This is a genomic window from Terribacillus saccharophilus (genome assembly GCF_002272745.1).
Classification (GTDB): Bacteria; Bacillota; Bacilli; order Bacillales; family Amphibacillaceae; genus Terribacillus; species Terribacillus saccharophilus_B.
In genome coordinates this window covers 48027-70958 of sequence record NZ_NPBD01000015.1, presented here as the reverse complement: position 1 = coordinate 70958, position 22932 = coordinate 48027, and the positions used below count along the sequence as shown (strand labels likewise).

Genomic DNA, 22932 nt, shown 5'->3' with positions numbered 1-22932 from the left:
TTTAGAATAAAGATAAAGTTCGTTTCGGAAAGGAGCAGCATGAATGGAAGAGACAAAAGGTTATTTGATGCTCAGTACAGGAGATATTTTGGAAGGTGTCTGGCTGGGGAAAACAACAGAATCAGATGGGGAAATGGTTTTCAATACAGCAATGACAGGCTATCAGGAAGTTATGACTGATCCTTCCTACGCCGGCCAGATAGTTACGATGACGTACCCATTGATCGGAAACTATGGTTTCAATACGCATGATAAGGAAAGTCATACGCCGTCTATTCATGGGCTTGTCATTTCAACTCCATGTGAAACACCGGCTCATTACCAAGCAACCCAGACATTGCAGGATATTGCCAATGAGCATAACTTTCCGATTCTGGCGCAGGTGGATACACGGAAACTGACGAAAATCATCCGTAAGCATGGGGACGTTTATGGAAAGATGACCAAAACACCAGGAGCTGTTCCGGAAAAGGCGAAAGTATCCGAAAAGATTGTAGAAAGTGTATCGGTGAAAAAGGCGCAGTTCCACTCGGCAGAAGGTCAGTCGGCAGCTCATGTGGCTATCATTGATTACGGCTATAAGCATTCGATTCGGGATATGCTGCTAGAAAATAAATGCGACGTCACAGTCTTTCCTTTTGATACGACACTTGATGAGCTAAAGAAAGAAAAAGTGGATGGTGTACTGCTGTCGAATGGTCCTGGAGATCCGAAATCTCTGCACTATTTAACTGGCGAAATCAAACGGATTGCAGAATATTACCCAACTTTAGGAATTTGTCTTGGGCATCAGCTTCTGGCGCTTGCATTCGGCGGTAATACAATGCGGCTGCCTTATGGACATAGAGGGAGCAATCATCCAGTCCAGCATTTGCCTAGCGGAAAGGTATCGATCACTTCCCAGAACCATGGATATGTCGTAGACGAAGCTTCTATTTCTCAGTCCCGGTGGAATATCCTTTACAGTAATGTGAATGATGGATCGGTAGAAGGGCTGCAGCATTGCTCTAAACCGATCATGAGCGTTCAATTCCATCCAGAGGCACATCCCGGCCCAAGCGATACGTATGATGTGTTCGAACAATTTTTGAATTCGGTACGTAATAGAGGAGTGACAGCATATGCCTAAGCAAGCTCACATCAAGAAAGTCCTTGTTATCGGTTCTGGCCCGATTGTAATCGGGCAGGCAGCAGAATTTGATTATGCAGGCACACAAGCATGCCTTGCCTTGAAAGAGGAAGGCGTAGAGGTCATCCTCGTCAATAATAACCCTGCGACAATCATGACGGATCAGGCATTTGCCGATCAGGTGTACTTGGAGCCACTCACCTGTGAATCCTTGACCAATATAATCGAAAAAGAAAGACCGGATGGCCTGCTGCCTACTTTAGGCGGCCAGACCGGCCTTAACCTGGCGGTAAGCCTGGATCAGGCAGGTGTATTGGAGGAATACAACGTTACATTGCTAGGTACACCGCTTGATGCAATCCAACGCGGAGAAGATCGGGAGCTATTCAAGCAGATGATGGAGGATATCAATGAGCCTGTCCCGGAAAGTCTTCCGATTACTTCAATTGAGGAAGCAAAAGCTTTTTCAGAGAGTACAGGATTTCCAATCATCATCCGTCCTGCCTATACATTAGGCGGAGCTGGAGGAGGAATCGCAAACAATCTGCCGGAACTGCTGCGATATGTAAAGAGCGGAACTCAGGCAAGCCCGATAAATCAGGTGCTTATCGAGCAGAGTGTGAAAGGCTGGAAGGAAATTGAGTACGAAGTTATGCGGGATGCTAATGATACATGCATCATCGTCTGCAATATGGAAAATATCGACCCTGTCGGAATACATACAGGAGACAGTATCGTTGTCGCGCCTTCCCAAACACTGACAGACAGGCAGTATCAAATGCTTCGGACTGTATCATGTAAAGTCATCCGTGAGCTAGGTGTCGTTGGAGGCTGTAATATCCAGTTTGCGCTAAATCCGCATAGTGATGAGTACGTCATCATCGAGGTGAACCCTCGGGTAAGCCGTTCCAGTGCTTTAGCTTCCAAGGCAACAGGCTATCCGATTGCTCGTATTGCTGCAAAGCTAGCACTTGGCTACCATCTGCATGAGGTACCGAACCCGATTACAGGAGATACATTTGCAAGCTTCGAGCCTGCCATCGACTATGTAGCGGTGAAAATACCCCGCTGGCCATTTGATAAGTTCACGCAGGCTGATCGTCTGCTTGGAACACAAATGAAAGCAACAGGCGAAGTTATGGCACTTTCCCGTAACCTGCCAGCCGGTCTGCATAAAGCGATACGTTCCCTGGAAATCGGCTTGGAGGAATTCCGTTTGCCGTCAGCTGAAGCGTTAACGGATACGGAGTTACAGCAAGGACTTATAGATGCAGATGATCGCAGACTGTTTCTGGTTGCTGAAGCACTGCGCCGGGGAGTATCAATCGAGACATTGCATGACTGGACAGAGATTACAACATTCTTCCTACATGAGATGAAGCGGATTATCGATGTTGAGCAAGAGTTAGAAGAAGGCGGCTGGCAGCCGAATGAGGTACTTCTCCGAAAAGCAAAGACACTTGGTTTCAGCAATGTTGCCCTGGCCAGAGTCCTCAATCAGCCTTTAGCAGCAGTGGAAGGATTAATTAAGGAGCAGGAAATCAAGCCTTCCTACAAGATGGTTGATACATGTGCAGCTGAATTCTCTGCGCAAACTCCATATTTCTATTCCAGCTGGCAGGAAGAAGATGAGGTCGAACCGTTATCTGCAGCAAATAAGAAAGTAGTGGTGCTCGGTTCTGGTCCTATTCGGATAGGGCAAGGTGTGGAATTCGATTTCTGCTCTGTACAATCGGCTTTATCTTTGCGAGAACAAGGTATTCAATCTGTTGTTATTAACAATAATCCCGAAACTGTAAGTACGGATTTCAATACAGCTGATCATCTGTATTTCGAGCCTCTCACGAAAGAAGATGTGCTGCACATTATCGAAAAAGAACAGGCCGACGAGGTGCTCGTCCAGTTCGGAGGGCAGACAGCGATCAATTTAGCGGCGGATCTGGAGGAAGCTGGCGTAACAATCGCCGGAACTAGTACATCTTCCATAGATCGTGTGGAGAATAGAGAGGCTTTCTATGATTTGCTTCATACGCTGAACATCCCGCATATTCCGGGTACGACAGTGATGGATACAGCATCATTGCACGACGAGGCTCGCCGAATTGGTTATCCGATTCTAATCCGTCCATCTTATGTGATCGGTGGTCAAGGGATGGTCATCTTACATTCTGAGGATAAGCTGGAATCTTATTTAAAAGAGCTTCAGCAGCAGATTCACACATCACGCCTGTTTCCGCTGCTTCTTGATAAATATGTGCCTGGCATGGAGGTAGAGGTGGATGTTGTTTGTGATGGTGCAGACATCCTTATCCCAGGCATCTATGAACATATTGAACCGGCTGGAATCCACAGCGGTGACAGTACAGCAATTTTCCCTGCTCCTAGTTTGAGTGAATTAGAGAAAGATATGATCGTCAGCTATGCAAGTCGAATCTCAGATTCTCTTAACGTGAAAGGCATCATGAACATTCAGTTTGTCTTTAGTGAAGATCGTAATATTTTATATGTCCTGGAGGTTAACCCGCGCGCGTCCCGTACCGTTCCTATTTCCAGTAAAGTGACGGGAATCCCATTGGTAGACTTAGCTACCAGAATACAGATGGGAGAAGCTTTGCAGGATTCTGGTTATTCACTCGGACTGCAAAAAGAAATACCGTTTTATGCAGTCAAGCTGCCTGTCTTTTCCACCACTAAATTGGCAGGTGTCGATCCGCTTCTTGGACCGGATATGCAATCGACGGGAGAGGCAATTGGATTAGGAAAGACGGTTACTGAGGCATTGAATAAGGCATTTGGCTGGAAGGAAAAGACACTCCGGTCTTTGACAGAAGATGCCATAATCCTTTTAGATGTTGAATCCTCCGATTTGGACGGACTGGAGGAATTACTTGAACAGCTGCAAGCGCATGTTGTACTGACAGAGCAGACTGCAGCACTTCTTCCGGATAGTGGTTCATTTGAGGTCGTTTCCTATGAAGAAGCAATCCTTTTGATTGAAGATCAAAAGATGACTGCTGTATGCAGTACGAGAAAAGGGTTCCAAGGTATTCGCGAATCTGCATGGAAGACAGAAACACCGTGTATGACAAGTTTGTCGACGATGCAAAGCTACTGGCTGGCTAGTCAGGAAAAATTCTCTGACAGTCTATCGATGTCGGATTACTTGGAGCAAACGGAAAAGGAGCATGTGCAATGAAACAGACGATAGAACAGCAATCCATAGCAGGCAAAAGCCTGTTATCACTGCAGGATTTGACGAAGGAAGAAATTCTCTATGTGCTGGATCTGGCTGCCGAACTGAAAAAACAGAATAAAAAAGGTGAGCTGATTCAGCCGTTGGCGGGGAAAACCTTAGGAATGATTTTTGAAAAGTCATCCACACGGACGCGTGTTTCTTTTGAAACAGGTATATATCAGCTTGGTGGTATGGGGCTTTACTTGAACTCCAAAGATTTGCAGCTTGGTCGCGGCGAACCGGTTGCCGACACGGCGAAGGTTCTATCTGGTTATCTGGATGCTATCATGATTCGTGCCAATTCCCATAAGATGGTGGAAGAACTGGCGGCGCATGCTACTATTCCGGTGATCAATGGCTTAACCGATTTGTTCCATCCATGTCAGGCTCTCGCGGATTTGCAGACGATTTTGGAGTACAAAGGAACATTGGATGGCGTGAAGCTAGCTTATATCGGTGATGCTAACAATGTTGCTAATAGTTTAATGATTGCAGCAGCGAAAACAGGAATGCAAATTCGAATTGCATCTCCTGCTGGATATCAGCCGCTCCCTGAAATTGTTGAAATAGCGAGAGAAATCAGTGATGATCCAGATTTTCTTCTTATTACAGAGAGTCCGGAAGAAGCTGCCTCAGGTGCAGATGTACTTTATACAGATGTCTGGACGAGTATGGGACAGGAGGAAGAGACACAGGCTAGGCTGACAGCTTTCCAAGGATTCCAAGTGAATGAAACGCTTATGGATTCTGCTGCGTCAGATGCTATCTTCCTGCACTGTCTGCCGGCACATCGGGGTGAAGAAGTGGCAGCAGCTGTCATTGATGGTCCGCAATCGGCAGTATTCCAGGAGGCTGAAAACCGCCTGCATGCTCAAAAAGCATTAATGCTTGCTGTTATGGGGAAATAAAGGATAAAGAAAAGAAACCACCTGTAAAAAGGTGGTTTCTTTTCTTTATCTATGCGTTCACAAGGCTCGGAAAATCATGTAGACTAAAGAGTATATGTCCACTTACTCTACGTAAGGGACTTCTAGGATACAGGAGAGAATAATTACTATGTTAACTTACGTAGCGCCAGCTATATTCTTGGCGTTTGTCTATTTATTGTCTATTATTCCGTTTCACCAGACGGTTGGTATTACCAAGAAACAACATTTATTGATGGCATCCTTCGCTATCTATGTGATCGCTGTCATCTGTCTTACATTTTTCCCATTGCCTGTGGATCAGAACCTTATCGAAGAAAATCAGCAGCTGGAAACAAGCTACCGCTGGAATACATCACCGCTCACTTCCATAATGCAAATTTGGCATACAACACAAATCGATGGCTTCGGATATGGACTTGCCCTTAAAAATCTGGGCGGTAACATTCTTTTATTCGTGCCACTTGGCTTTTATTTGCCTTTGCTCGTTCGCCGGACCAGGTCATTCTTTATTGTGGTTCTCTGCGGTCTTGTATTCAGTACAGCAATTGAGTCGACACAAGGGCTGCTCAATTATTTTGTCGGTTATAATTACCGCTCTGTCGATATTGATGACATTATCCTGAATGTATTAGGAGCTATGCTTGGCTATGCATTTTATTGGATTGCCCTGCGACCATTATTGAAAAGGGACAAGCTGTGATCAGCTTGTTTCCTGCTGGGAGGATTCTTTAAATCCAAGCAGTTCCGGCGAAAGAGAGTTGAGCGGTCCCAGTTTGCGCAATTTCGGATAGAGAAGCCACGTTATAGAAAGTAAGGCAAGGCCGATGCCTGCAGCACAAAATACCCACGACACAGGAATAAGAGTAGCTGCATAACCGCCAGCTAGTGATCCGAGTGGCATGGCAATTGTGCTGAAGCTAGCACTTGCACTTGTCACTCTGCCGATCAAGGAAACAGGAAGCAAGGTCTGTAACATTACCGCGAAGGTAACATTGATGCAGCCGACAGGTATCCAGGCAAGCCCGAAAAGGAATACGCTCAGCCAAGTCCATGGTACGAAGGCAGCTGCTGCCCAGATTGTAGAAGCCAATAACATGGTGAAAATTGTTGCTTTACCAATGGGTAGCTTGCTGAAGGAAGTTGCTAATAGTGCACCTAATAAAGCACCGCAAGACATTGCTGCTAAATACAAACCATATACAGCAGGTCCTTGACGTTCATCTGCGAAAGCAGGCATGACTGCCATTGCTGCGCCTATTGCCAAATTACATAATACTGCACCCATTAGTGCAGCTGACAATATGGTTGTGAATAGAATTTTAAGGCCTTCTTTCAATTCAGTGAAATAGGAGTTTATTGCTGTACGAGCAGTGCCGGATGTGTCGGTCTCTACTTTTTGGTGTGGAATTCTAAGGAAGCTGAACAAAAGGAAAGCGATGCAAAAGGTGAGTGAGTCGATGATGAACAAAAGGGTTGCGCCGAAGATGGCAATCATTACCCCTGCAATCGCATTAAAGATCAAATCGACACCTTGGTAAGCGAAGGAGAACAGTGCATTTCCAGCAGGCAGTTCTTCTTTTTTTAGAACGAGCGGCAATGCTTTTGTTTCTGTTGGGTAGGCAAAAGCGTCAATACTAGTCAAAATCGGCATAATAACAAGCACCAGTGTGACAGAAAGAAAGTCCAGCCAAGCCGCTAGGGGAATTATCAGAATAAGCACAGCTTGTAGTGCCTGCGTCCATAATAATGTGGCGCGAATCGGCCAGCGGTCAACTAGCGGGCCAATCAGAAATTGCAATACATTTGGAATTTGCGTCAAAAAGCCGGCCAAACCGGAATAAAACGCACTGCCGCTCAAGTCATAAACAAGCCACATTGCGGCAATGAAGTATATGCTATCACCGATATTTGTTACAATTCGCCCCGAGAAAAGCAAGCCATAATTGCGCTGTTTAAGTATAGCGAACATTTTCAGTCCTCCTCATCCATCTCTACGTGATCAAATGACGGTGTGTCAATTTCGAAACCGTAGGCAGAAAAATGATACAGCCTACCATTAGGATCATCTTCAGCTGCCTCACTTCTTTCCCGCAGTTTCTCCATCAAACCGAATAAACCCTGAATAAATTCCTGGAAGTCTGCCTCGGTGGCGCTGATTTCCCATATGCTGCCGACTTTATCCCAATCTTTCGGATCAGTGGAACCGGCCGCTTTTGCAAAGGATGATTCTGGTGCAGTTAGGATCGCTGATTTTGTCTTATTTGCCATTTGTACATATAGCTGTCTTGTCGATTCACTGAGTTCTTCCGCGTAAGGCAGCAAATCTTCTGATGGGAAAAAGCCTCTGGCCGCAGCTCGATAGAATTTCTGTACAATACCATTTTTTTCTTCAGTCCGAATTACTTCGATCAACCCGTTTTTCTCCAGCTCTTTCAAGTGATAGTGGATCTTTGGCCTGCTTGTTTCCAGTAAAACAGCAAGCTGCTGGCCGGTATAAGATGTTTCGACTAACTTCATGATCATCTCTGCACGCAGTGGATCACTAATTGCTTTCAGCTGTTCAAAGGTCGTCAATGCCATTGCTTGTTTCACTTCATGTCCTCCTCAGTAAACATTTATTGAACGGTCAACTTTATTTTACGGTTTAAGTTTATAATCAGTTCCACATATTGTCAATCGAATTTTCAGACTTTTTTCCTGCTGTACAAGTACATAAAAAATATGTTAAGGTGGTACCAATCGAATAGGTTTTCTCTTGGGGCAGGGTGAAATTCCCGACCGGCGGTGATAGACAGCTTAGCTGTCTTCAGTCCGTGACCCGTTTTTATAACGGTGGATTTGGTGAGATTCCAAAGCCGACAGTACAGTCTGGATGGGAAAGAGAAACGGCGTGCTATCCACATGCCACCAGCAGCTATTTCGTTATTTGACGATAGTTTGTTTCGCTATACTTTTAAAGCTAAAGCCCCAGAATCCAATATTCTGGGGCTTTTTATATAAAAGTTAGTGCTAAAAAGGAGCAAAATGGCAGCAACAGCCAGCTTGCACCTTATTCGAGTTATTCTTTTTCAAGAATTTTGGTAAAAGAGTTTTTGAATGTTACATCCCCGATAACCGTCACATAGCCCCGAGACGGTAATATTCCCATTCGTAATGCATGATACTAAGCATGACATTTCTTGTTTCCTTGAGAAGCGCTCAGAAGAAAAGGAGGAGAAAAGTGTTTACTGGAATCATTCAGGAAGTAGGCAGCATGATTGATGTAAAAAAACAGGATAAAGCCATGCAGCTCACAATTGCCAGCGAAAAATTGACTAAGGATATGCACATAGGCGACAGTATCGCTGTTAATGGTGTTTGTCTTACAGTTACTAGTTTCACCCCGCATGCTTTTCAAGTAGATGTTATGCCGGAGACATATCATTATAGTTCTTTGTCTCATTTGCAAAGTTCCGATGCAGTGAACCTGGAACCTGCTCTGCAGCCTAATGGAAGGCTAGGCGGTCATTTTGTAAGTGGTCATGTAGATACTACAGGGGCTATCCTATCGATTCGAGATGAGTCAAATGCTCGTTACATTGACATTGCTGTAACAAAAGGGCTGCAATATTTGATGTCCAAAGGCTCCATTTCTGTTGATGGTGTGTCATTAACAGTGTTCGAAGTCAGAGAAGATATGTTTACCATTTCGTTAATTCCAGAAACGAGGAAAGCGACGATCTTAGGTGATAAGAAAGCTGGCGATATGGTGAATCTCGAATTTGATCAGCTTGCCAAATACATGGAACGGCTGCTTGAGCATCGAAAAAGCCCTCAGCCTTCAGGCATTACAACAGAGACATTAGCACAGCACGGATTCCTGGATTAGGAGGAAAATGAATGAAAGCGACAATAGACAGTGCAATAGAATACTTGAAAAGCGGCAAAGTCATTATCGTTACAGACGATGAAACAAGAGAGAACGAAGGAGATTTGCTAGCTCTAGCAGCATATGCGAGCCCCGAGACAGTTAATTTCATGGCTTCTGTCGGAAAAGGTCTGATCTGTGCGCCTATTTCCCGGGAAATTGCCGAAAGATTGGATTTGCCCCCGATGGTAGCTACAAATACAGATCCGCACGGGACAGCGTTCACTGTCAGTATTGATCATATTGATTCTACCACTGGCATCAGTGCATTCGAACGGTCCCATACGATTTCTAAGCTGGCAGACAGTGCAAGTAAACCATCTGACTTCCAGCGTCCGGGACATATTTTTCCGCTAATCGCCAAGCAAAATGGTGTACTTGAGCGACCTGGACATACAGAAGCAGCGGTTGATTTGGCTAGATTAGCTGGAACAGCAGAAGCTGGCTATATATGCGAAATCATGAATGAAGACGGTACAATGGCGCGCATGCCAGAGCTTGAGAAACTAGCAGAAATGCACCAGCTCCCGATCATCACAATCGCTGATTTAATCGCGTATCGGCAGTTGAATGAGGTTAAGGTAGAGAAATAGAAAGCGAAAATTGCAAGCTAGCGAAGTAAGCATCACCTAATAAAAAAAGAGGACAAATTGTCCGATATATAAAGGAGTAATCACATGGTTAACGTAATTGAAGGAAATGTAGTAGGATCAGATTTGAAAATTGGGGTCGTTGTAGGAAGATTTAATGAGTTTATAACAAGCAAGCTGTTGAGTGGTGCAATTGATACGCTAAAGCGTCATGGTGTCGATGAAGCGAAAGTGGATGTAGCATGGGTACCTGGAGCATTTGAAATACCGCTTGTTGCTGAAAAACTTGCCCAGAGCAAAAAATACGATGCTGTCATCACATTAGGCACTGTTATCAAAGGCTCTACACCGCATTTCGATTATGTCAGCAATGAAGTGGCAAAAGGAGTAGCGAGTGCTGCCAGTAAGGCCGGAATCCCGATTATCTTCGGTGTGTTGACAACCAATACAATCGAACAAGCAATTGAGCGTGCAGGTACGAAAGCAGGCAACAAAGGCGCTGAAGCAGCTGTTTCTGCAATTGAGATGGCCAATTTACTAAAACAGATCTAAGCGAGGAAGCAGAGGGGGACCTCTGCTTCTTTTTTGTATTTAGAAAGTAATGTATATTTGTGGTGGGGGTGCTTATATGATAATACATTATAAATCCACAGGGGCTACGAATGAATTTAGATCACCCCGAAAAATACATATCATTGGTTCTGTAGGCAGCGGAAAGACGACACTGGCTAAAGAAATGTCCAAACTAATAGGTGCGACACATTTCGAGCTGGATAACGTTGTATGGAAACGATCCCCTGCAGGAGACACCCGCCGTTCTGACAGGGAGAAGCGAGAGATCTTGAAAGATATCATCGTTTCTGATACTTGGATTATCGAAGGTACCCATACAGATGATTGGATAGAAGACAGCCTTGTGAATGCAGATTTGATTATTTTGCTGGATCCGGCATACAAGATAAGAAATATCCGAATCATCAAACGCTTCATGTTCCAGAAATTAAAAATAGAGATAGCTAATTACACACCTTCACTTCGCATCTTTCTGCGTATGTTCAAATGGAATCGTTACTTTGAGCATACAGCTAAGCCGTTTATCTTTGATAGGTTTTCTGCATACGGTCATAAGATGATTATTGTGGAGAATAAATTGGATGTAATTGAATATTTGACCTTTCTAAAAAGGAATTCGGAAGCAGGTTAACAGCCTGTTTTTTTATTTTTGGAAAAAAGATACATAAATTACTTTGACACACAGAGTAATATGTTTTATGATTACTTTATCAGATAGAGTAATTAAGAAAGAAGGGATGCCACATTCGGAGTGATACGATTCGAGGGCATTTGGATTCCATTATCCTTCGTCTGCTGATGGACGAAGATAAATATGGTTACCAGATATCGAAGGACATAGCAGCTTGGACCAACGATGCATTTCAAATTAAGGAAGCAACACTTTATGCGGTTTTCCAGCGACTGGAGCGACGAGAATTGATTGAATCCTATCAGGGAGAAAAATCGCATGGGGGTAAGCGTAAATATTACACGATAACGACGCTTGGGAAAGCTTATTTTCATGAAGCGGCGAAAGAATGGAAAGAAGCAAAACAATTAATCGATGTATTTATGGAGGGTGTTTAATGCAGAAGATCAATATGTATGTGGAAGAGCAATTCGCAGATCTGCCGGAGACAGAGCAGGTAGTGAACTTGAAGGAAGAAATAAAGGATTCGATGGAAGAGAAGGCTGCAGATTTCATGCTGGATGGGAAATTAGAAGAGGATGCAGTGAATAAGGCAATTGTTGACTTCGGGAATTTGGCGGAAATCAAGAGAGAATTCCAGCTCCAGCATGCACCGCAAAAAACAACAGAAAAAAAGAAGAAGCAAAAAGAAGATATGAGCACCTTGAATCTGGGGTTTTCTATTTGTGGCAGTGGATTGATTATTGCTCTGCTCGTTTTTGTAAACATGTACTATACACCACATGAAATTTGGTTCGTCTTTCCAACATTCGCTATCCTTTGGTGGCCGGTGAGTATGGCTTTCGTCTGGATGAAAGCTAGGAAAAGAAAGGTGATGCAGCGATGAAGCCATGGAGATTGTTCGTTGCATTTATGTTGCTGAGTCTGGGTGGTTTCTCTGTTTATATTAACTTGATGACCACACCAGAGGAGATTTGGTATACGTATAGTTTAGGTGCCAGCGTTATTATTGCTTTGCAAGTTCTTTTCCCGAATCAATTAACAATAGTGACATGGTTGTCGGCAATCGTTGTGGGAGCAGTACTAGTAAATGAAAATATGTCTGATTCACCTTCGACACCGTGGTATTTGTACACGTTAGGTGCCTTGGGGTTATGGGCGATTGCTGTTATGCTTCGAAGACATCTGGCGAATATGGGAGTAGCTCTGGTTATCAGCTTGGCTGTTTGTGTGTATTATTTCGGTCTGCATCAGTATTTTGGTCATGAAACACCTTGGTACGGCTTCGTTATCTTCGCGTTGAGCTGGTGGCCGCTGTCTATCATCGGTCATCGCAGCTCCAATTTATTCTTCAGTGTATTAGGATTCGGTGCACTCAGTGTGTTCTTCCTGTTTGTGAATATAGCCTATTCTCCATCGGTAATCTGGGCGATCTACCCAATGTTCGCCGCAGCCTGGTGGCCGTTAGCAGCTTATTTTTACAGCTATCGCCGCCATATTAGTAACTGAAAAAAAGACACCCTGAAGGGTGTCTTTTACTTATTTTGAATACATACTTTTGGTTATCTTGCCTAGTAGACTGCTTGGAATTAGTTTCATGAGTAGAACGGCTGCGTGAATGTTCGCAGATGGGAAGACGACCCGTTTTCCTTTTACGAATCCTAGAAATCCTTGTTTTGCAACATCCTCGGGTGCGTCACGGAACGATGACATAATTTTGTCGTTGCCGGCACGTTTAAAGAACTCGGTCTGCGTAGGACCAGGGCAGAGCGCCGTAACTGTTACGCCGCTGTCTGTCAATTCCTCCGAAAGTGCTTCCGAATATCGCTGTACGAATGCTTTGGATGCGTGATATGCCGCCATATATGGACCAGGCAGGAAGGCGGCCATGCTGGAAATATTCAATATCCCATTCGGTACATTCTTGAATGGGGAGTGAATGATATCATCGATGAACAGACGAGTCAGGTTTGCCAATGAAACCATATTTAGATGCAGCAGCTTTTGCTGGGTCTCAAAGCTCGTATCCTCGAATTTGCCGCTAAGTCCGAAGCCAGCATTATTCACAAGCACTTCAACGGTCTTTCCTTCATCTCGAATCTTTTGATACAGTTCATATGCACTGTTAGGTACGGACAAATCATGAGGAATGACAGTCACATTCGAATCTTGCAGTTCTGTTTGCAGGGATAGGAGTTTATCCTTGGAACGGGCTACGATAATTAAATCATAGCCCGCTTTGGCGAACCATTTTGCTATATGGTAGCCAATTCCGCTGGAAGCTCCTGTAATTAGAGCAGTTGGTTTCATTGTGCTTCACCTCATTTTGACAATCTTTATAAATATGTACCCTGTTGCCGGGCGGAAGAAACGCTATCTGCTTTTAGTATACCCTTTGCGCTGTTTGGTTACCAACTGGTTGCAAGGTTTTTCTTTACAGAAGAAAGGGAAAGGGCTTACAAAGGAAGAAGGAGGGAAAATGATGGTACAGAAAAACGGTGCAAAAGGCGACAAAGACAAACATGGCTTTTCCAAGGCTGAAAGTGAGAATCGGGAAAAGCAGCTTGAAAATAAACAAGATATGCTGGTAGACGATGTACCTGTGGATGAAGTAGAGCGAGATCTACAAGATGATCGACATAAACATCGGACAAAGCAAGCTTCCAATTCGGATCCGGAAGAATGAACCTGCATCAAGTAGATGCGGGTTTTTTTATGTAAAAGAAAAGCAGATGCGTCATGTAGACATCATCTGCTGGACTGTTCGAGCAGTTTTTCGATTGCAGGTTTCATATCCATTGGACTAGTCTTTGGAGCAAATCGCTCGACGACATTTCCATCCGCATCTACGAGAAACTTTGTGAAGTTCCATTTGATATTCTTAGAGAATAGTCCGCCAGCCTGGCTGGTCAAATGTTTATAAAGTGGGTGGGCATCAGGTCCATTCACCTTTACTTTATCGAACATCGGAAAACTGACGCCGTAATTGCGCTGACATACAGCGGCAATTTCTTCACTGCTGCCAGGTTCCTGGTTCATAAATTGGTTACATGGGAAACCGAGTATCACTAAACCGTTGTCCTGATAATCTTTATACAGCTCCTGCAGCTGCTCCAGTTGAGGTGCGAAACCGCATTTGCTTGCTGTATTTACGATGACGATTACTTTTCCAGCGTAATCCTTTAAACTAACTTCTTTCCCGTCTATAGTAACAGCCGAATAATCGTATACTGTCATGTATGTCGTTCTCCTCCTCTTGTCTGCATTTCCAATGTAGCACAAACAGTGAAGAAGAGATAACAATCAGTCCTTTAATGGTAAAATGTAGAAAAAGGGGGTTGTTCCTATGGAGTTTTTTCTAAAGCGATTTGATCATGTGCAGCTTGCTTGTCCAAAAGGCAGCGAAGAGCAAGCGAGGGAGTTTTTCGTGGGTATTTTCGGTTTTGAAGAAATTGAGAAACCAGCTAACTTACAAGCAAGAGGCGGTGTTTGGTTCAGCTGTAACGATATTATCGTTCATATGGGTGTAGAGGAACCTTTTTCACCAGCACGAAAAGCCCATCCTGCTTTTGAAGTAGAAGGGCTGCTGTCTCTCAGGCGCTATTTGGATAAACATGATGTGGAATTCAGTGATGATGCTGACTTGCCGGGTGCTGATCGAATTTATGTAAACGACCCTTTCGGCAACAGATTGGAATTTTTGGAATGGCATTAAAAGAAGAACCCCCTCAGGGGGTTCTTTTAGTTTGCTACTGTTTCTTTATCTAATTTCGCAAGACGTGCTTCCACTTCTTCTTCAGTCAAGCCGTGTTCTGCAACGTACATGTTACGAGGAGAACGGCGGCAGCTGTCAGAACAGCCGCGAAGATATTTGTGCTCATTTTCTTCAGAGCAGATAATCTGGCGGTTACAGGAAGGATCTGCACAATTAACATAACGTTCACAAGGCTGTCCATCGAAGTAATCTTTGGCAACTATAACGTGTTCTGTTTGATTGATCGGTACAGAGATACGTGTATCGAATACGTACATGCGGCCGTCCCAAAGTTTGCCTTGTACTTCAGGATCTTTTCCGTAAGTGGCAATACCGCCATGTAATTGACCGACATCTTCAAAACCTTCGCGCACTAGCCAGCCGGAGAACTTCTCACAACGGATACCGCCTGTGCAGTATGTCAGAACGCGCTTGCCTTCTAAAATATCTTTGTTTTCGCGGACCCAATCTGGCAGGTCGCGGAAAGTTTCAATGTCAGGGCGGATTGCGCCGCGGAAGTGACCAAGATCAAATTCATAATCATTCCGTGCATCCAGAACTACAGTGTTCTCGTCCTGCATCGCCTCGTAAAATTCCTGCGGGGATAGGTAATTGCCAGTCATCTCGCGAGGGTCTATATCATCTTCAAGACGCAGCGTCACCAATTCAGGACGTGCGCGCACATGCATTTTTTTGAAAGCATGTTCATCCGCTTCGTCGATTTTGAAGACCATTTCTTCAAAACCTGGTTTCGCATGCATCATGTCCATATAAGCTTGTGTTTGTTCAATTGTTCCGGAGCAAGTACCATTAATACCTTCTTTTGCTACAAGGATACGGCCTTTAAGTCCGAGTTCCTTACATGCCTTTAGATGTTCTTGGGCAAAAACTTCCGGATCTTCAATATCTACATAGTTGTAATATAACAATACTCGATAATCACTCATCATCTTTTTCCACCTGTCATTTATATTTGCAAGATACAAAATTAGGCGATATGTCGTTATTTATACTCTTGCAATCAAATATTTTAACACGAAAAGAAGCCCGGTACAAATGGAATTTTAAAACAGCTTGTTCTTGAAATAATGCCACATGCCGAAAGTGATCAAAACAAGAAGGACACTTACACCAGCTGTCGTCCATGGACTATCAGCATACGGTATTGGCAGATTCATCCCGAAGAACCCTGTCACGAACGTAAGCGGAAGCATGACTGTCGAGATAATTGTCAGGACATTCAGCTTCTCCGTTGATTTGGCACTGATAATGGAATAATACGTATCCAGTGCACTGTTTACCAAATCACGGAATGTTTCGGTAGAGTCAACAATGCGTTCCAAGTGATCAATCAGATCCGTATAGAAAGGCACATTCTCCTCTTTAATATCGAATTTCCATTTGTTGTTTACATTCAGGAAAATCCGCCGCTGCGGCAGAATCACCCTTCTGATCAGAATAATCGTCCGTTTTAAGGCAAGGAATTCCTCCGTTACCTCTTTAACACCTTCACTGTACATTTCATCTTCCAGTTCTTCGATCCGGATTCCGATACGATCCAAGACAGGAAAGTATTCATCCGTAATGCCATCTGCGAGTGCATACAGAAGGAAGTCAGCTCCTTGATTCATGTATCGGGAAGAACGTGAGCAAATGGCATCCATCTGGCCGAGCCAGCGAAGCTTATGCTTATGGATAGTCACTACATAATTCGGGCCCAGGAAAACATTCAGTTCCAGTGTGGTGATTTCGTTGTCACTTTCCTCGTTGTAACGCAGGGCATGGAAGACGAAGAATTTGTATGCATCATAATCATCTACTTTAGCGCGGGGGCTGTCATGCAGACAGTCTTCGATAGCCAGCGGGTGGAAGTCAAATATCCCAGCTATTTCATGCAATTCATGAGACTGTACATCATAGGCATCAATCCACAGGAGATTGTCAGGATCCTCCAAATGACGATTGCTGTTTTTTAAAGAGATATTTGTATGCATCGTGTCAGTCTGATGATCATAGAGATACGTCTTAATCATAGTGCCACCCCTTCCGTTACGTTTATTATTTCACAATGTTCGTAAGCTATAGTCACTATAAAAAAATGGGGTAAGAACTGTCAACAGGAATATTTCTTCTTAAAAGCGGGTATGAAAAAGAAATACAGTGGTTAAACTGGAAGTGAATAAGCATGTTTGTCGAATTTCGGAGCAAAAACCGTGACTATAGTCACAGGTATATATGCGTCTCTGTGTAAGCGTATTCTGCGAGTGATAGCGTTAAAGAAAGCGTTTTTATAGGGCGTGCGACTCATTATGAACTATTTTTGGAAAAATAGTTGTAATTGACTTGCATTCTTATTCAAAAAAAGGTACTCTTAAGTAGCAAAAGGAAACGGTACGGTTGAATAATCTTTACGATCTCTTTCACAATAAGTGGTGTAAAGGTATAACGATTCAATACCTGTACTTTTGTACTTCTATTGTAAGGAGGTCATTTAAATGACTGGAAAAGTAAAATGGTTTAACGCAGACAAAGGTTTTGGTTTCATCGAAAGAGAGGACGGAGACGACGTATTCGTACACTTCTCTGCTATCCAATCTGAAGGTTTCAAAACTCTTGACGAAGGTCAAGAAGTTGAATTCGAAATCGTTGAAGGCAACCGCGGCCCACAAGCTGCTAACGTAACTCGTCTGTAATTTCATACAATGACGACAGAGGCGCATTCTGGAATTTTCCAGGATGCGTCTTTTATCATTTTTAAGGAGAGATGAGCGCTGATGAGTCAAGACGAGCTTTCAAGGAAGATCATTGAAAAATACCAAGAAGATGAACGGATGATGATCCGGATCTTTGCCCAATGGTGTACGAATCATAATCTTGATGCTGTTTCCTTATATGAACAAGCTTATCCGAACCAAGGAAAAAATGAAGCGCTTAAAGAAGCGTTGGAAGAAATCCTTCCTAAAGAAGAAGCCTCTGATATCTCAGACGAGATGGTAGTGGAGGTGCTGCAGTTCTTTGGTAATGATGATTTGGCATTCGTTGCAGCATCTGTGGCAGAGGAACGAAAGGGGAAGCGATAAGATGGAACTGCTCCAAAAAGCAATTCAAGAAAGAGGAACGATTATTGGAGATACAATCGTCAAAGTAGATAGCTTTTTGAATCATGAAATGGACACGGCCCTTTTATATGAGATAGGCCAGGAGTTCCGTCGTCGATTCCAGCACAAGCCTGTAACGAAAATCGTAACAATTGAGGCAGGTGGAATTGCACCTGCGCTTATGGCTGGTCTTGCTTTCAACGTCCCGGTTGTTTATGCGAAAAAACAAAAGTCACTAACAATGAAGGGTGATGTTTATATCGAGTCTGTCTATTCGTTCACAAAACAGGTACATTCAGATGTGACGATTTCAAAAGATAGATTATCGCCGGAAGATCACGTGCTGATTATCGATGATTTCCTTGCGAACGGGGAAGCGGCTGCTGGTTTAATTAGTATTCTTAATCAGGCGGGTGCTACTGTTGCTGGTATCGGAATTGTCATCGAGAAAAGCTTTCAAAGAGGAAGGTCGCGTCTGGAAGAACTAGGTATTGAAGTGGTATCCCTTGCTCGTATTGCGCGTATTGGTGAAGGGAAAATAGAATTCTTGAATTCATAACTTGATAGGATGATAGTTTGTGGCTTACATATTAACCTTATTGCCAATCTTCGGAATTTTTCTTCTTGGTTTTGTTGGACAGAAGCTCTTGAAATTCGACATCCGTAGCATTTCAAAAATGTCGGTTTATCTGCTGTCACCCGTATTGGCTTTCCAAACGTTCTATGAAAATCGGCTAAGTGTAGATTATATTTATTTGGCCATTTTTGTTGTCGGTATTTGTCTGGCATTGGTATTGATCTGTTATGTGATCAGTCTTCTGCGCGGCTATGATCGACAGGATACATATAGCTTAATGCTTGGCGCTTCGTTTATGAACAACGGCAATTACGGAACTCCGCTCGTTCTATTCGTATTCGGAGCAGCGGGCTTCGATTATGCGGTTATTCTGCTTGTATTGCAGCAGCTCGTAATGGTGACGATCGGTGTCTTTATAGCAGCTAAGGGTGGAGGGGCTGTGCTGTCGCCTCGTGCTACTTTCCTTTCTGTCTTAAAAATACCGATTATCTATGGAGCGATACTTGGTATTTTGTTCCAAGTCTTGTCCATTCCGCTTAGCGGGCCGATTACCGAGGCTGTCCATCTTGTTGCAGATGCAGCAATCCCTACAGTGATGATCGTGCTTGGTATGCAGCTTGCTAATATCTCGTTAAAATCCTTTGAATATGAGCGTCTTACTTATGCGCTCGTTTTGAAGTTGCTTATCTCACCGGTCATCGCTTATTTATTTACGCTGATTCTGCCGGTGGATGACATGGTCAAACAGATCATGATTCTGGTTGCTGCGATGCCTACAGCGGCGAATACAACTTTATACGCACTCGAATTTGGCGCTAAACCTGCTTATGTGTCGAGTGCAACGTTAATCAGTACGGTGCTTAGTCTTATTACCTTACCTGTCTTATTGTATATACTAATATAAAGAGGCCAGTTTCCTGACCTCTTTTTTTATGCTTTCTTAGTAAATAATTTAATCAGTGCTTGTGTCCCGAGATCTTCATCACCATTTTCGGCAAGGCGTTCATATAAGGAGAGACTCAGTTCCAGTCCTGGTGTAGTCATTCCCATTTCATTGGCTGCTTCCAAAGCAAGTTTCATGTCCTTGATGAAATGTTTCACATAGAAACCAGGATCATAATCTCCTTTGATCATCCTGGGAGCAAGGTTGCTCAGGCTGAAGCTTCCGGCAGCACCTGTCGTTATCGACTGGAGCACCTTTGATGGGTCCATGCCTGCATGCTCTGCATAAGCAATCGCTTCGCAAACACCAACCATGTTACTTGCAATGGTTACCTGATTAATCAGCTTCGTATGCTGTCCGAAACCTGCAGGTCCTTGAAGGATAATGTTTTCACCCATTGCTTCGAACACTGGAAGGACAGCTTGAAATGCATCTGCGTCACCGCCGACCATGATGGCAAGTTTTCCGTTCTGCGCACCAATATCCCCACCTGAAACAGGGGCATCTAATGCATAAATACCTTTATCTTTCGCTTCAGAATGGATTTCCTCGGCAAGCGCGGGCTTCGAGGTCGTCATATCAATTACATAGGTGCCCGGGCGTGCGTGATGAATAATACCGTTTTCACCAAAGTAGACTTCCTGAACATCGCTTGGGTAGCCGACCATCGTAATTACTGCATCCACACTGGCAGCGAGGCTCGCAGGTGTATCGTGCCAAACTGCTCCAGCATCAATCAATTCTTCTGCTTTCGCTTTCGTTCGTGTATAGACTGCCAGTTCAAAGCCTGCCTGCATTAAATTGCGGCTCATGCTTTTTCCCATAACGCCTGTACCGATGAATCCTACTTTCTTGATAGTTCCCATATAATCCCTCCTTAGCATGCACTTTTATCGTACCTTTAAGCTTCAGGAATGTCGAGTGCTGGAGATAGAATCGCCAAAAATCACAAACAATTTTTCGACAGCAAAAAACCTCGAAAGATGGCAGTTTCTTTTTTGCGATAGATTGTGAAATGCGGCCGACGAAAAAAGTAGAGATTGAAAGAGTTATGGATATATGGTAAAGTCATTTATACAACATCTTGTTAGTGAAGACATAATTTAATACTATATATAGTTTCGAAGGCGAGCAAGCCGGGTATCGACAGGTAGAAGAAGAAATCGCTTCATTTGCCTGATAGACAGTGTTCTCAGACACTTTTTATTTGTCGATTCTGATCTATGTTACTACTGTATCTAGTAGGACCGACAGAATAGACAGTTTCCTGGTAGTTGCTCACTTTGTGCGTTTAGGGGAAAGAAGTACTTACAATTACACCTGTATTTTGGAGGAGGAAGTTTCAACATGTTAGATACGACACAAACAGTCAATTGGAAAGAGCATGTGGCAGCCGTGCTCGAATCACGCTTTGCAGAAGCTGATGCAAAACATCTGATTCAATATGGTGAGCGCCTGATGGAGCAGAAGGCCTGGTCATCCGATAAAGAGTGGTTGAACCAACTTATATTGGAAGGATTGTCTCAGCTGGATGAAGAAGAGCCGCAATGGACATATATCGCTGCCAGCTTGTATCTTGAACAGCTTTATTTCCAAGCTTCACAAAACCGAGGTTACAATTTCGAAGAGAAATACGGATCATTCTACAGCTTGATTCAGCAATTGACTGAGATCGGTATCTATAATAAATTCCTTCTCGACATTTATAGTGAAGATGAAATCAATCATTTCCATAGCTTGATCGATTATAAGAAAGACGGACTGTTCACATATATTGGTCTGCGCACGCTGGCAGATCGTTATCTGGCTACTGACCATAAAGGTGGAACATATGAGCTTCCGCAGGAGAGATTCATGATCATCGCAATGACAGTCATGAGCAAGGAGCCTGAGGAAACGCGCAAAGAGCTTGTAACAGAAGCTTACTGGGCATTGAGCAATCTTTACATGACAGTCGCTACACCGACTTTGTCCAACTCCGGAAAGAGCTATGGTCAGCTTTCCAGCTGCTTTATTGATACTGTTGATGACAGTCTGCAAGGAATCTTCGACAGCAATACAGACATCGCCAACCTGTCTAAAAACGGCGGCGGTATCGGTGTGTATCTAGGTAAGATCCGCAGCCGAGGCAGTGCGATAAAAGGTTTCGAAGGTGCATCTTCTGGTGTGCTTCCTTGGATGAAACAGCTTAACAATACAGCAGTAAGTGTTGACCAGCTTGGCCAACGTAAAGGTGCAATTGCAACTTATCTTGATATTTGGCATAAAGATATTTTCCCATTCCTTGATGCGAAGCTGAATAACGGAGATGAACGTCAGCGTACACATGATTTGTTTACGGGTGTTTGCCTGCCTGATATCTTCATGGAACAAGTACAATCACGCGGCAATTGGTATCTATTCGATCCGCATGAAGTTCGTCGCGTAATGGGCTTTTCTTTGGAAGATTTCTACGATGAGACAAGAGGCGACGGTTCTTTCCGTGAGAAGTACTGGGCATGTGTAGAGAATCCAGACTTGCACAAGGAAGAGATTCCAGCTATCAATGTGATGAAGCGTATCCTGCGCAGCCAGCTTGAAACAGGCGGCCCGTTCATGTTCTACCGGGATGAAGTCAACCGTCAGAATGCCAACAAGCATGCTGGTATGATCTACTCCAGTAACCTTTGTACGGAAATCATGCAGAACCAAAGCCCGACTATCATGACAGAACAAGTCACACAAGACGGCAAAATCATTATTACAAAAGAACCAGGAGACTTCGTTGTATGTAACCTTTCCTCCATCTCTTTGGCTAAGGCAGTTACAGAAGACGTTTTGGAACGCTTGATTCCTATCCAGGTTCGTATGTTGGATAATGTTATCGATTTGAACACAATTCCTGTTTTGCAAGCTCAGATTACAAACCAGAAATACCGTGCCATTGGGCTCGGAACGTTTGGATGGCATCACTTGCTTGCATTGAAACAGATTGATTGGGAAAGTGATGAAGCTGTTGCGTATGCAGATGAACTGTATGAGAAAATCGCTTACCTGACAATTCAATCCAGCATGAAAATCGCGAAGGAAAAAGGTGTTTACCCTATTTTCGAAGGTTCTGATTGGGCAGATGGAAGCTATTTTGATAATAAAGGCTATACAACTGGCGATTCTGAGCTTGACTGGAAAGGTCTGCAAGAGCAAGTGAAAGAAAACGGTATGCGTAACGCGTACTTGATGGCGGTAGCGCCGAACTCTTCTACTGCGTTGATTGCAGGAAGTACGGCTACAACAGACCCGATCTTCAGTAAGTTCTATTCTGAAGAGAAGAAGGATTACAAGATTCCGGTCACTGCACCTGATTTGAATGAAGAAACAGATCGCTTCTATAAATCTGCTTACGAAATTGATCAGCAGTGGAGCGTGAAACAAAATGCAGCACGCCAAAAGCATATTGACCAGGCGATCTCTTTCAATATGTATGTTCCAAATTCCATCAAAGCAAAAGAATTGCTGGATCTGCATATTGCTGTTTGGGATTCCGGTATCAAGACATCTTACTATTTGCGTTCTACATCCAACTAATA

24 protein-coding genes, 1 pseudogene and 1 riboswitch are annotated in these 22932 nt (G+C 43.7%); of the genes and pseudogenes, 18 read left to right on the top strand and 7 right to left on the bottom strand.

What is annotated here, in order from left to right; translation table 11 throughout:
• The first annotated feature begins 43 nt into the window (after positions 1-43).
• The 4 genes from CHH58_RS14560 (at position 44) to CHH58_RS14545 (ending at position 5993) form a co-directional block, all read left to right on the top strand.
• Positions 44-1129, top strand: a complete 1086-nt coding sequence (locus tag CHH58_RS14560; RefSeq protein WP_095233503.1) for a carbamoyl phosphate synthase small subunit — start codon at positions 44-46, stop codon at positions 1127-1129.
• Positions 1122-4325 carry a carbamoyl-phosphate synthase (glutamine-hydrolyzing) large subunit gene (gene carB, locus CHH58_RS14555; protein WP_095262727.1) on the top strand — a complete coding sequence of 1068 codons (3204 nt, stop codon included), beginning with the start codon at positions 1122-1124 and terminating at the stop codon, positions 4323-4325. Before CHH58_RS14560 ends, carB begins: the two co-directional genes overlap by 8 nt.
• Entirely contained in the window at positions 4322-5272 is a 951-nt protein-coding gene (argF, locus tag CHH58_RS14550; RefSeq protein ID WP_095233505.1) for an ornithine carbamoyltransferase, read from the top strand. Before carB ends, argF begins: the two co-directional genes overlap by 4 nt.
• Before the next feature lie 148 nt (positions 5273-5420).
• Positions 5421-5993, top strand: coding sequence for a VanZ family protein (locus CHH58_RS14545; protein ID WP_095228810.1), 573 nt, complete (start codon positions 5421-5423; stop codon positions 5991-5993).
• Here CHH58_RS14545 and CHH58_RS14540 read toward each other — a convergent pair whose 3' ends face one another.
• Entirely contained in the window at positions 5994-7262 is a 1269-nt protein-coding gene (locus CHH58_RS14540; RefSeq protein WP_095262726.1) for an MFS transporter, read from the bottom strand.
• Positions 7263-7264: 2 nt separating this feature from the next.
• Complete coding sequence (locus CHH58_RS14535; protein ID WP_095220083.1) at positions 7265-7885, bottom strand: ArsR/SmtB family transcription factor; 621 nt, start codon at positions 7883-7885, stop codon at positions 7265-7267.
• Positions 7886-8040: 155 nt separating this feature from the next.
• Positions 8041-8181: riboswitch (FMN riboswitch) on the top strand.
• 332 nt (positions 8182-8513) lie between these two features.
• Between CHH58_RS14535 and ribE the strand changes: the two genes are divergently transcribed.
• The 7 genes and pseudogenes from ribE (at position 8514) to CHH58_RS14500 (ending at position 12503) form a co-directional block, all read left to right on the top strand.
• Positions 8514-9161 (top strand): riboflavin synthase, encoded by a 648-nt coding sequence (ribE, locus tag CHH58_RS14530; RefSeq protein WP_095228814.1) that lies wholly within the window; start codon positions 8514-8516, stop codon positions 9159-9161.
• An 11-nt stretch (positions 9162-9172) separates the two neighbouring features.
• Positions 9173-9790 (top strand): annotated as a pseudogene (gene ribB, locus CHH58_RS14525) (3,4-dihydroxy-2-butanone-4-phosphate synthase); the annotation flags it as partial.
• An 87-nt stretch (positions 9791-9877) separates the two neighbouring features.
• The gene (ribH, locus tag CHH58_RS14520) at positions 9878-10342 is read left to right on the top strand and encodes a 6,7-dimethyl-8-ribityllumazine synthase (RefSeq protein WP_095228817.1); all 465 of its coding nucleotides are present in this window, start codon (positions 9878-9880) and stop codon (positions 10340-10342) included.
• Between the two features lie 76 nt (positions 10343-10418).
• Positions 10419-10994, top strand: a complete 576-nt coding sequence (locus CHH58_RS14515) for a DNA topology modulation protein FlaR (RefSeq protein ID WP_095262725.1) — start codon at positions 10419-10421, stop codon at positions 10992-10994.
• Positions 10995-11134: 140 nt separating this feature from the next.
• Positions 11135-11431, top strand: coding sequence for a PadR family transcriptional regulator (locus tag CHH58_RS14510; RefSeq protein WP_255220315.1), 297 nt, complete (start codon positions 11135-11137; stop codon positions 11429-11431).
• Positions 11431-11880 carry a permease prefix domain 1-containing protein gene (locus tag CHH58_RS14505; RefSeq protein ID WP_095262724.1) on the top strand — a complete coding sequence of 150 codons (450 nt, stop codon included), beginning with the start codon at positions 11431-11433 and terminating at the stop codon, positions 11878-11880. Before CHH58_RS14510 ends, CHH58_RS14505 begins: the two co-directional genes overlap by 1 nt.
• A complete protein-coding gene (locus tag CHH58_RS14500) occupies positions 11877-12503 on the top strand; it encodes a hypothetical protein (protein ID WP_095262723.1) in 627 nt (208 codons plus the stop codon). Before CHH58_RS14505 ends, CHH58_RS14500 begins: the two co-directional genes overlap by 4 nt.
• Positions 12504-12533: 30 nt before the next feature.
• Here the strand turns inward: CHH58_RS14500 and CHH58_RS14495 are convergent, their stop codons facing one another.
• The gene (locus tag CHH58_RS14495) at positions 12534-13304 is read right to left on the bottom strand and encodes an SDR family NAD(P)-dependent oxidoreductase (RefSeq protein WP_095233511.1); all 771 of its coding nucleotides are present in this window, start codon (positions 13302-13304) and stop codon (positions 12534-12536) included.
• Between the two features lie 169 nt (positions 13305-13473).
• On the opposite strand from CHH58_RS14495, the gene CHH58_RS14490 reads away from it, so the two are divergent.
• Positions 13474-13680, top strand: coding sequence for a hypothetical protein (locus CHH58_RS14490; protein WP_141235023.1), 207 nt, complete (start codon positions 13474-13476; stop codon positions 13678-13680).
• Between the two features lie 62 nt (positions 13681-13742).
• Here CHH58_RS14490 and CHH58_RS14485 read toward each other — a convergent pair whose 3' ends face one another.
• The gene (locus tag CHH58_RS14485) at positions 13743-14231 is read right to left on the bottom strand and encodes a glutathione peroxidase (protein WP_095228827.1); all 489 of its coding nucleotides are present in this window, start codon (positions 14229-14231) and stop codon (positions 13743-13745) included.
• A gap of 109 nt (positions 14232-14340) precedes the next feature.
• On the opposite strand from CHH58_RS14485, the gene CHH58_RS14480 reads away from it, so the two are divergent.
• A complete protein-coding gene (locus CHH58_RS14480) occupies positions 14341-14709 on the top strand; it encodes a VOC family protein (protein ID WP_095233512.1) in 369 nt (122 codons plus the stop codon).
• Between the two features lie 26 nt (positions 14710-14735).
• Here the strand turns inward: CHH58_RS14480 and CHH58_RS14475 are convergent, their stop codons facing one another.
• Positions 14736-15698 (bottom strand): rhodanese-related sulfurtransferase, encoded by a 963-nt coding sequence (locus tag CHH58_RS14475; protein WP_095233513.1) that lies wholly within the window; start codon positions 15696-15698, stop codon positions 14736-14738.
• Positions 15699-15812: 114 nt separating this feature from the next.
• Positions 15813-16781, bottom strand: coding sequence for a magnesium/cobalt transporter CorA (gene corA, locus CHH58_RS14470; protein ID WP_095228833.1), 969 nt, complete (start codon positions 16779-16781; stop codon positions 15813-15815).
• Between the two features lie 462 nt (positions 16782-17243).
• On the opposite strand from corA, the gene CHH58_RS14465 reads away from it, so the two are divergent.
• The 4 genes from CHH58_RS14465 (at position 17244) to CHH58_RS14450 (ending at position 19327) form a co-directional block, all read left to right on the top strand.
• Positions 17244-17441 carry a cold shock domain-containing protein gene (locus CHH58_RS14465; protein WP_038558067.1) on the top strand — a complete coding sequence of 66 codons (198 nt, stop codon included), beginning with the start codon at positions 17244-17246 and terminating at the stop codon, positions 17439-17441.
• Positions 17442-17522: 81 nt separating this feature from the next.
• Positions 17523-17828, top strand: a complete 306-nt coding sequence (locus CHH58_RS14460) for a hypothetical protein (RefSeq protein WP_095228835.1) — start codon at positions 17523-17525, stop codon at positions 17826-17828.
• 1 nt (position 17829) lies between these two features.
• A complete protein-coding gene (locus CHH58_RS14455) occupies positions 17830-18405 on the top strand; it encodes a xanthine phosphoribosyltransferase (RefSeq protein WP_095233514.1) in 576 nt (191 codons plus the stop codon).
• A 19-nt stretch (positions 18406-18424) separates the two neighbouring features.
• The gene (locus tag CHH58_RS14450) at positions 18425-19327 is read left to right on the top strand and encodes an AEC family transporter (protein ID WP_095228839.1); all 903 of its coding nucleotides are present in this window, start codon (positions 18425-18427) and stop codon (positions 19325-19327) included.
• Between the two features lie 26 nt (positions 19328-19353).
• Here the strand turns inward: CHH58_RS14450 and CHH58_RS14445 are convergent, their stop codons facing one another.
• On the bottom strand, positions 19354-20232 hold the full coding sequence (locus CHH58_RS14445) for an NAD(P)-dependent oxidoreductase (RefSeq protein WP_095261366.1): 879 nt from the start codon (positions 20230-20232) through the stop codon (positions 19354-19356).
• A gap of 481 nt (positions 20233-20713) precedes the next feature.
• On the opposite strand from CHH58_RS14445, the gene CHH58_RS14440 reads away from it, so the two are divergent.
• Entirely contained in the window at positions 20714-22930 is a 2217-nt protein-coding gene (locus CHH58_RS14440; RefSeq protein ID WP_095228843.1) for a ribonucleoside-diphosphate reductase subunit alpha, read from the top strand.
• The last annotated feature ends 2 nt before the right edge of the window (positions 22931-22932 follow it).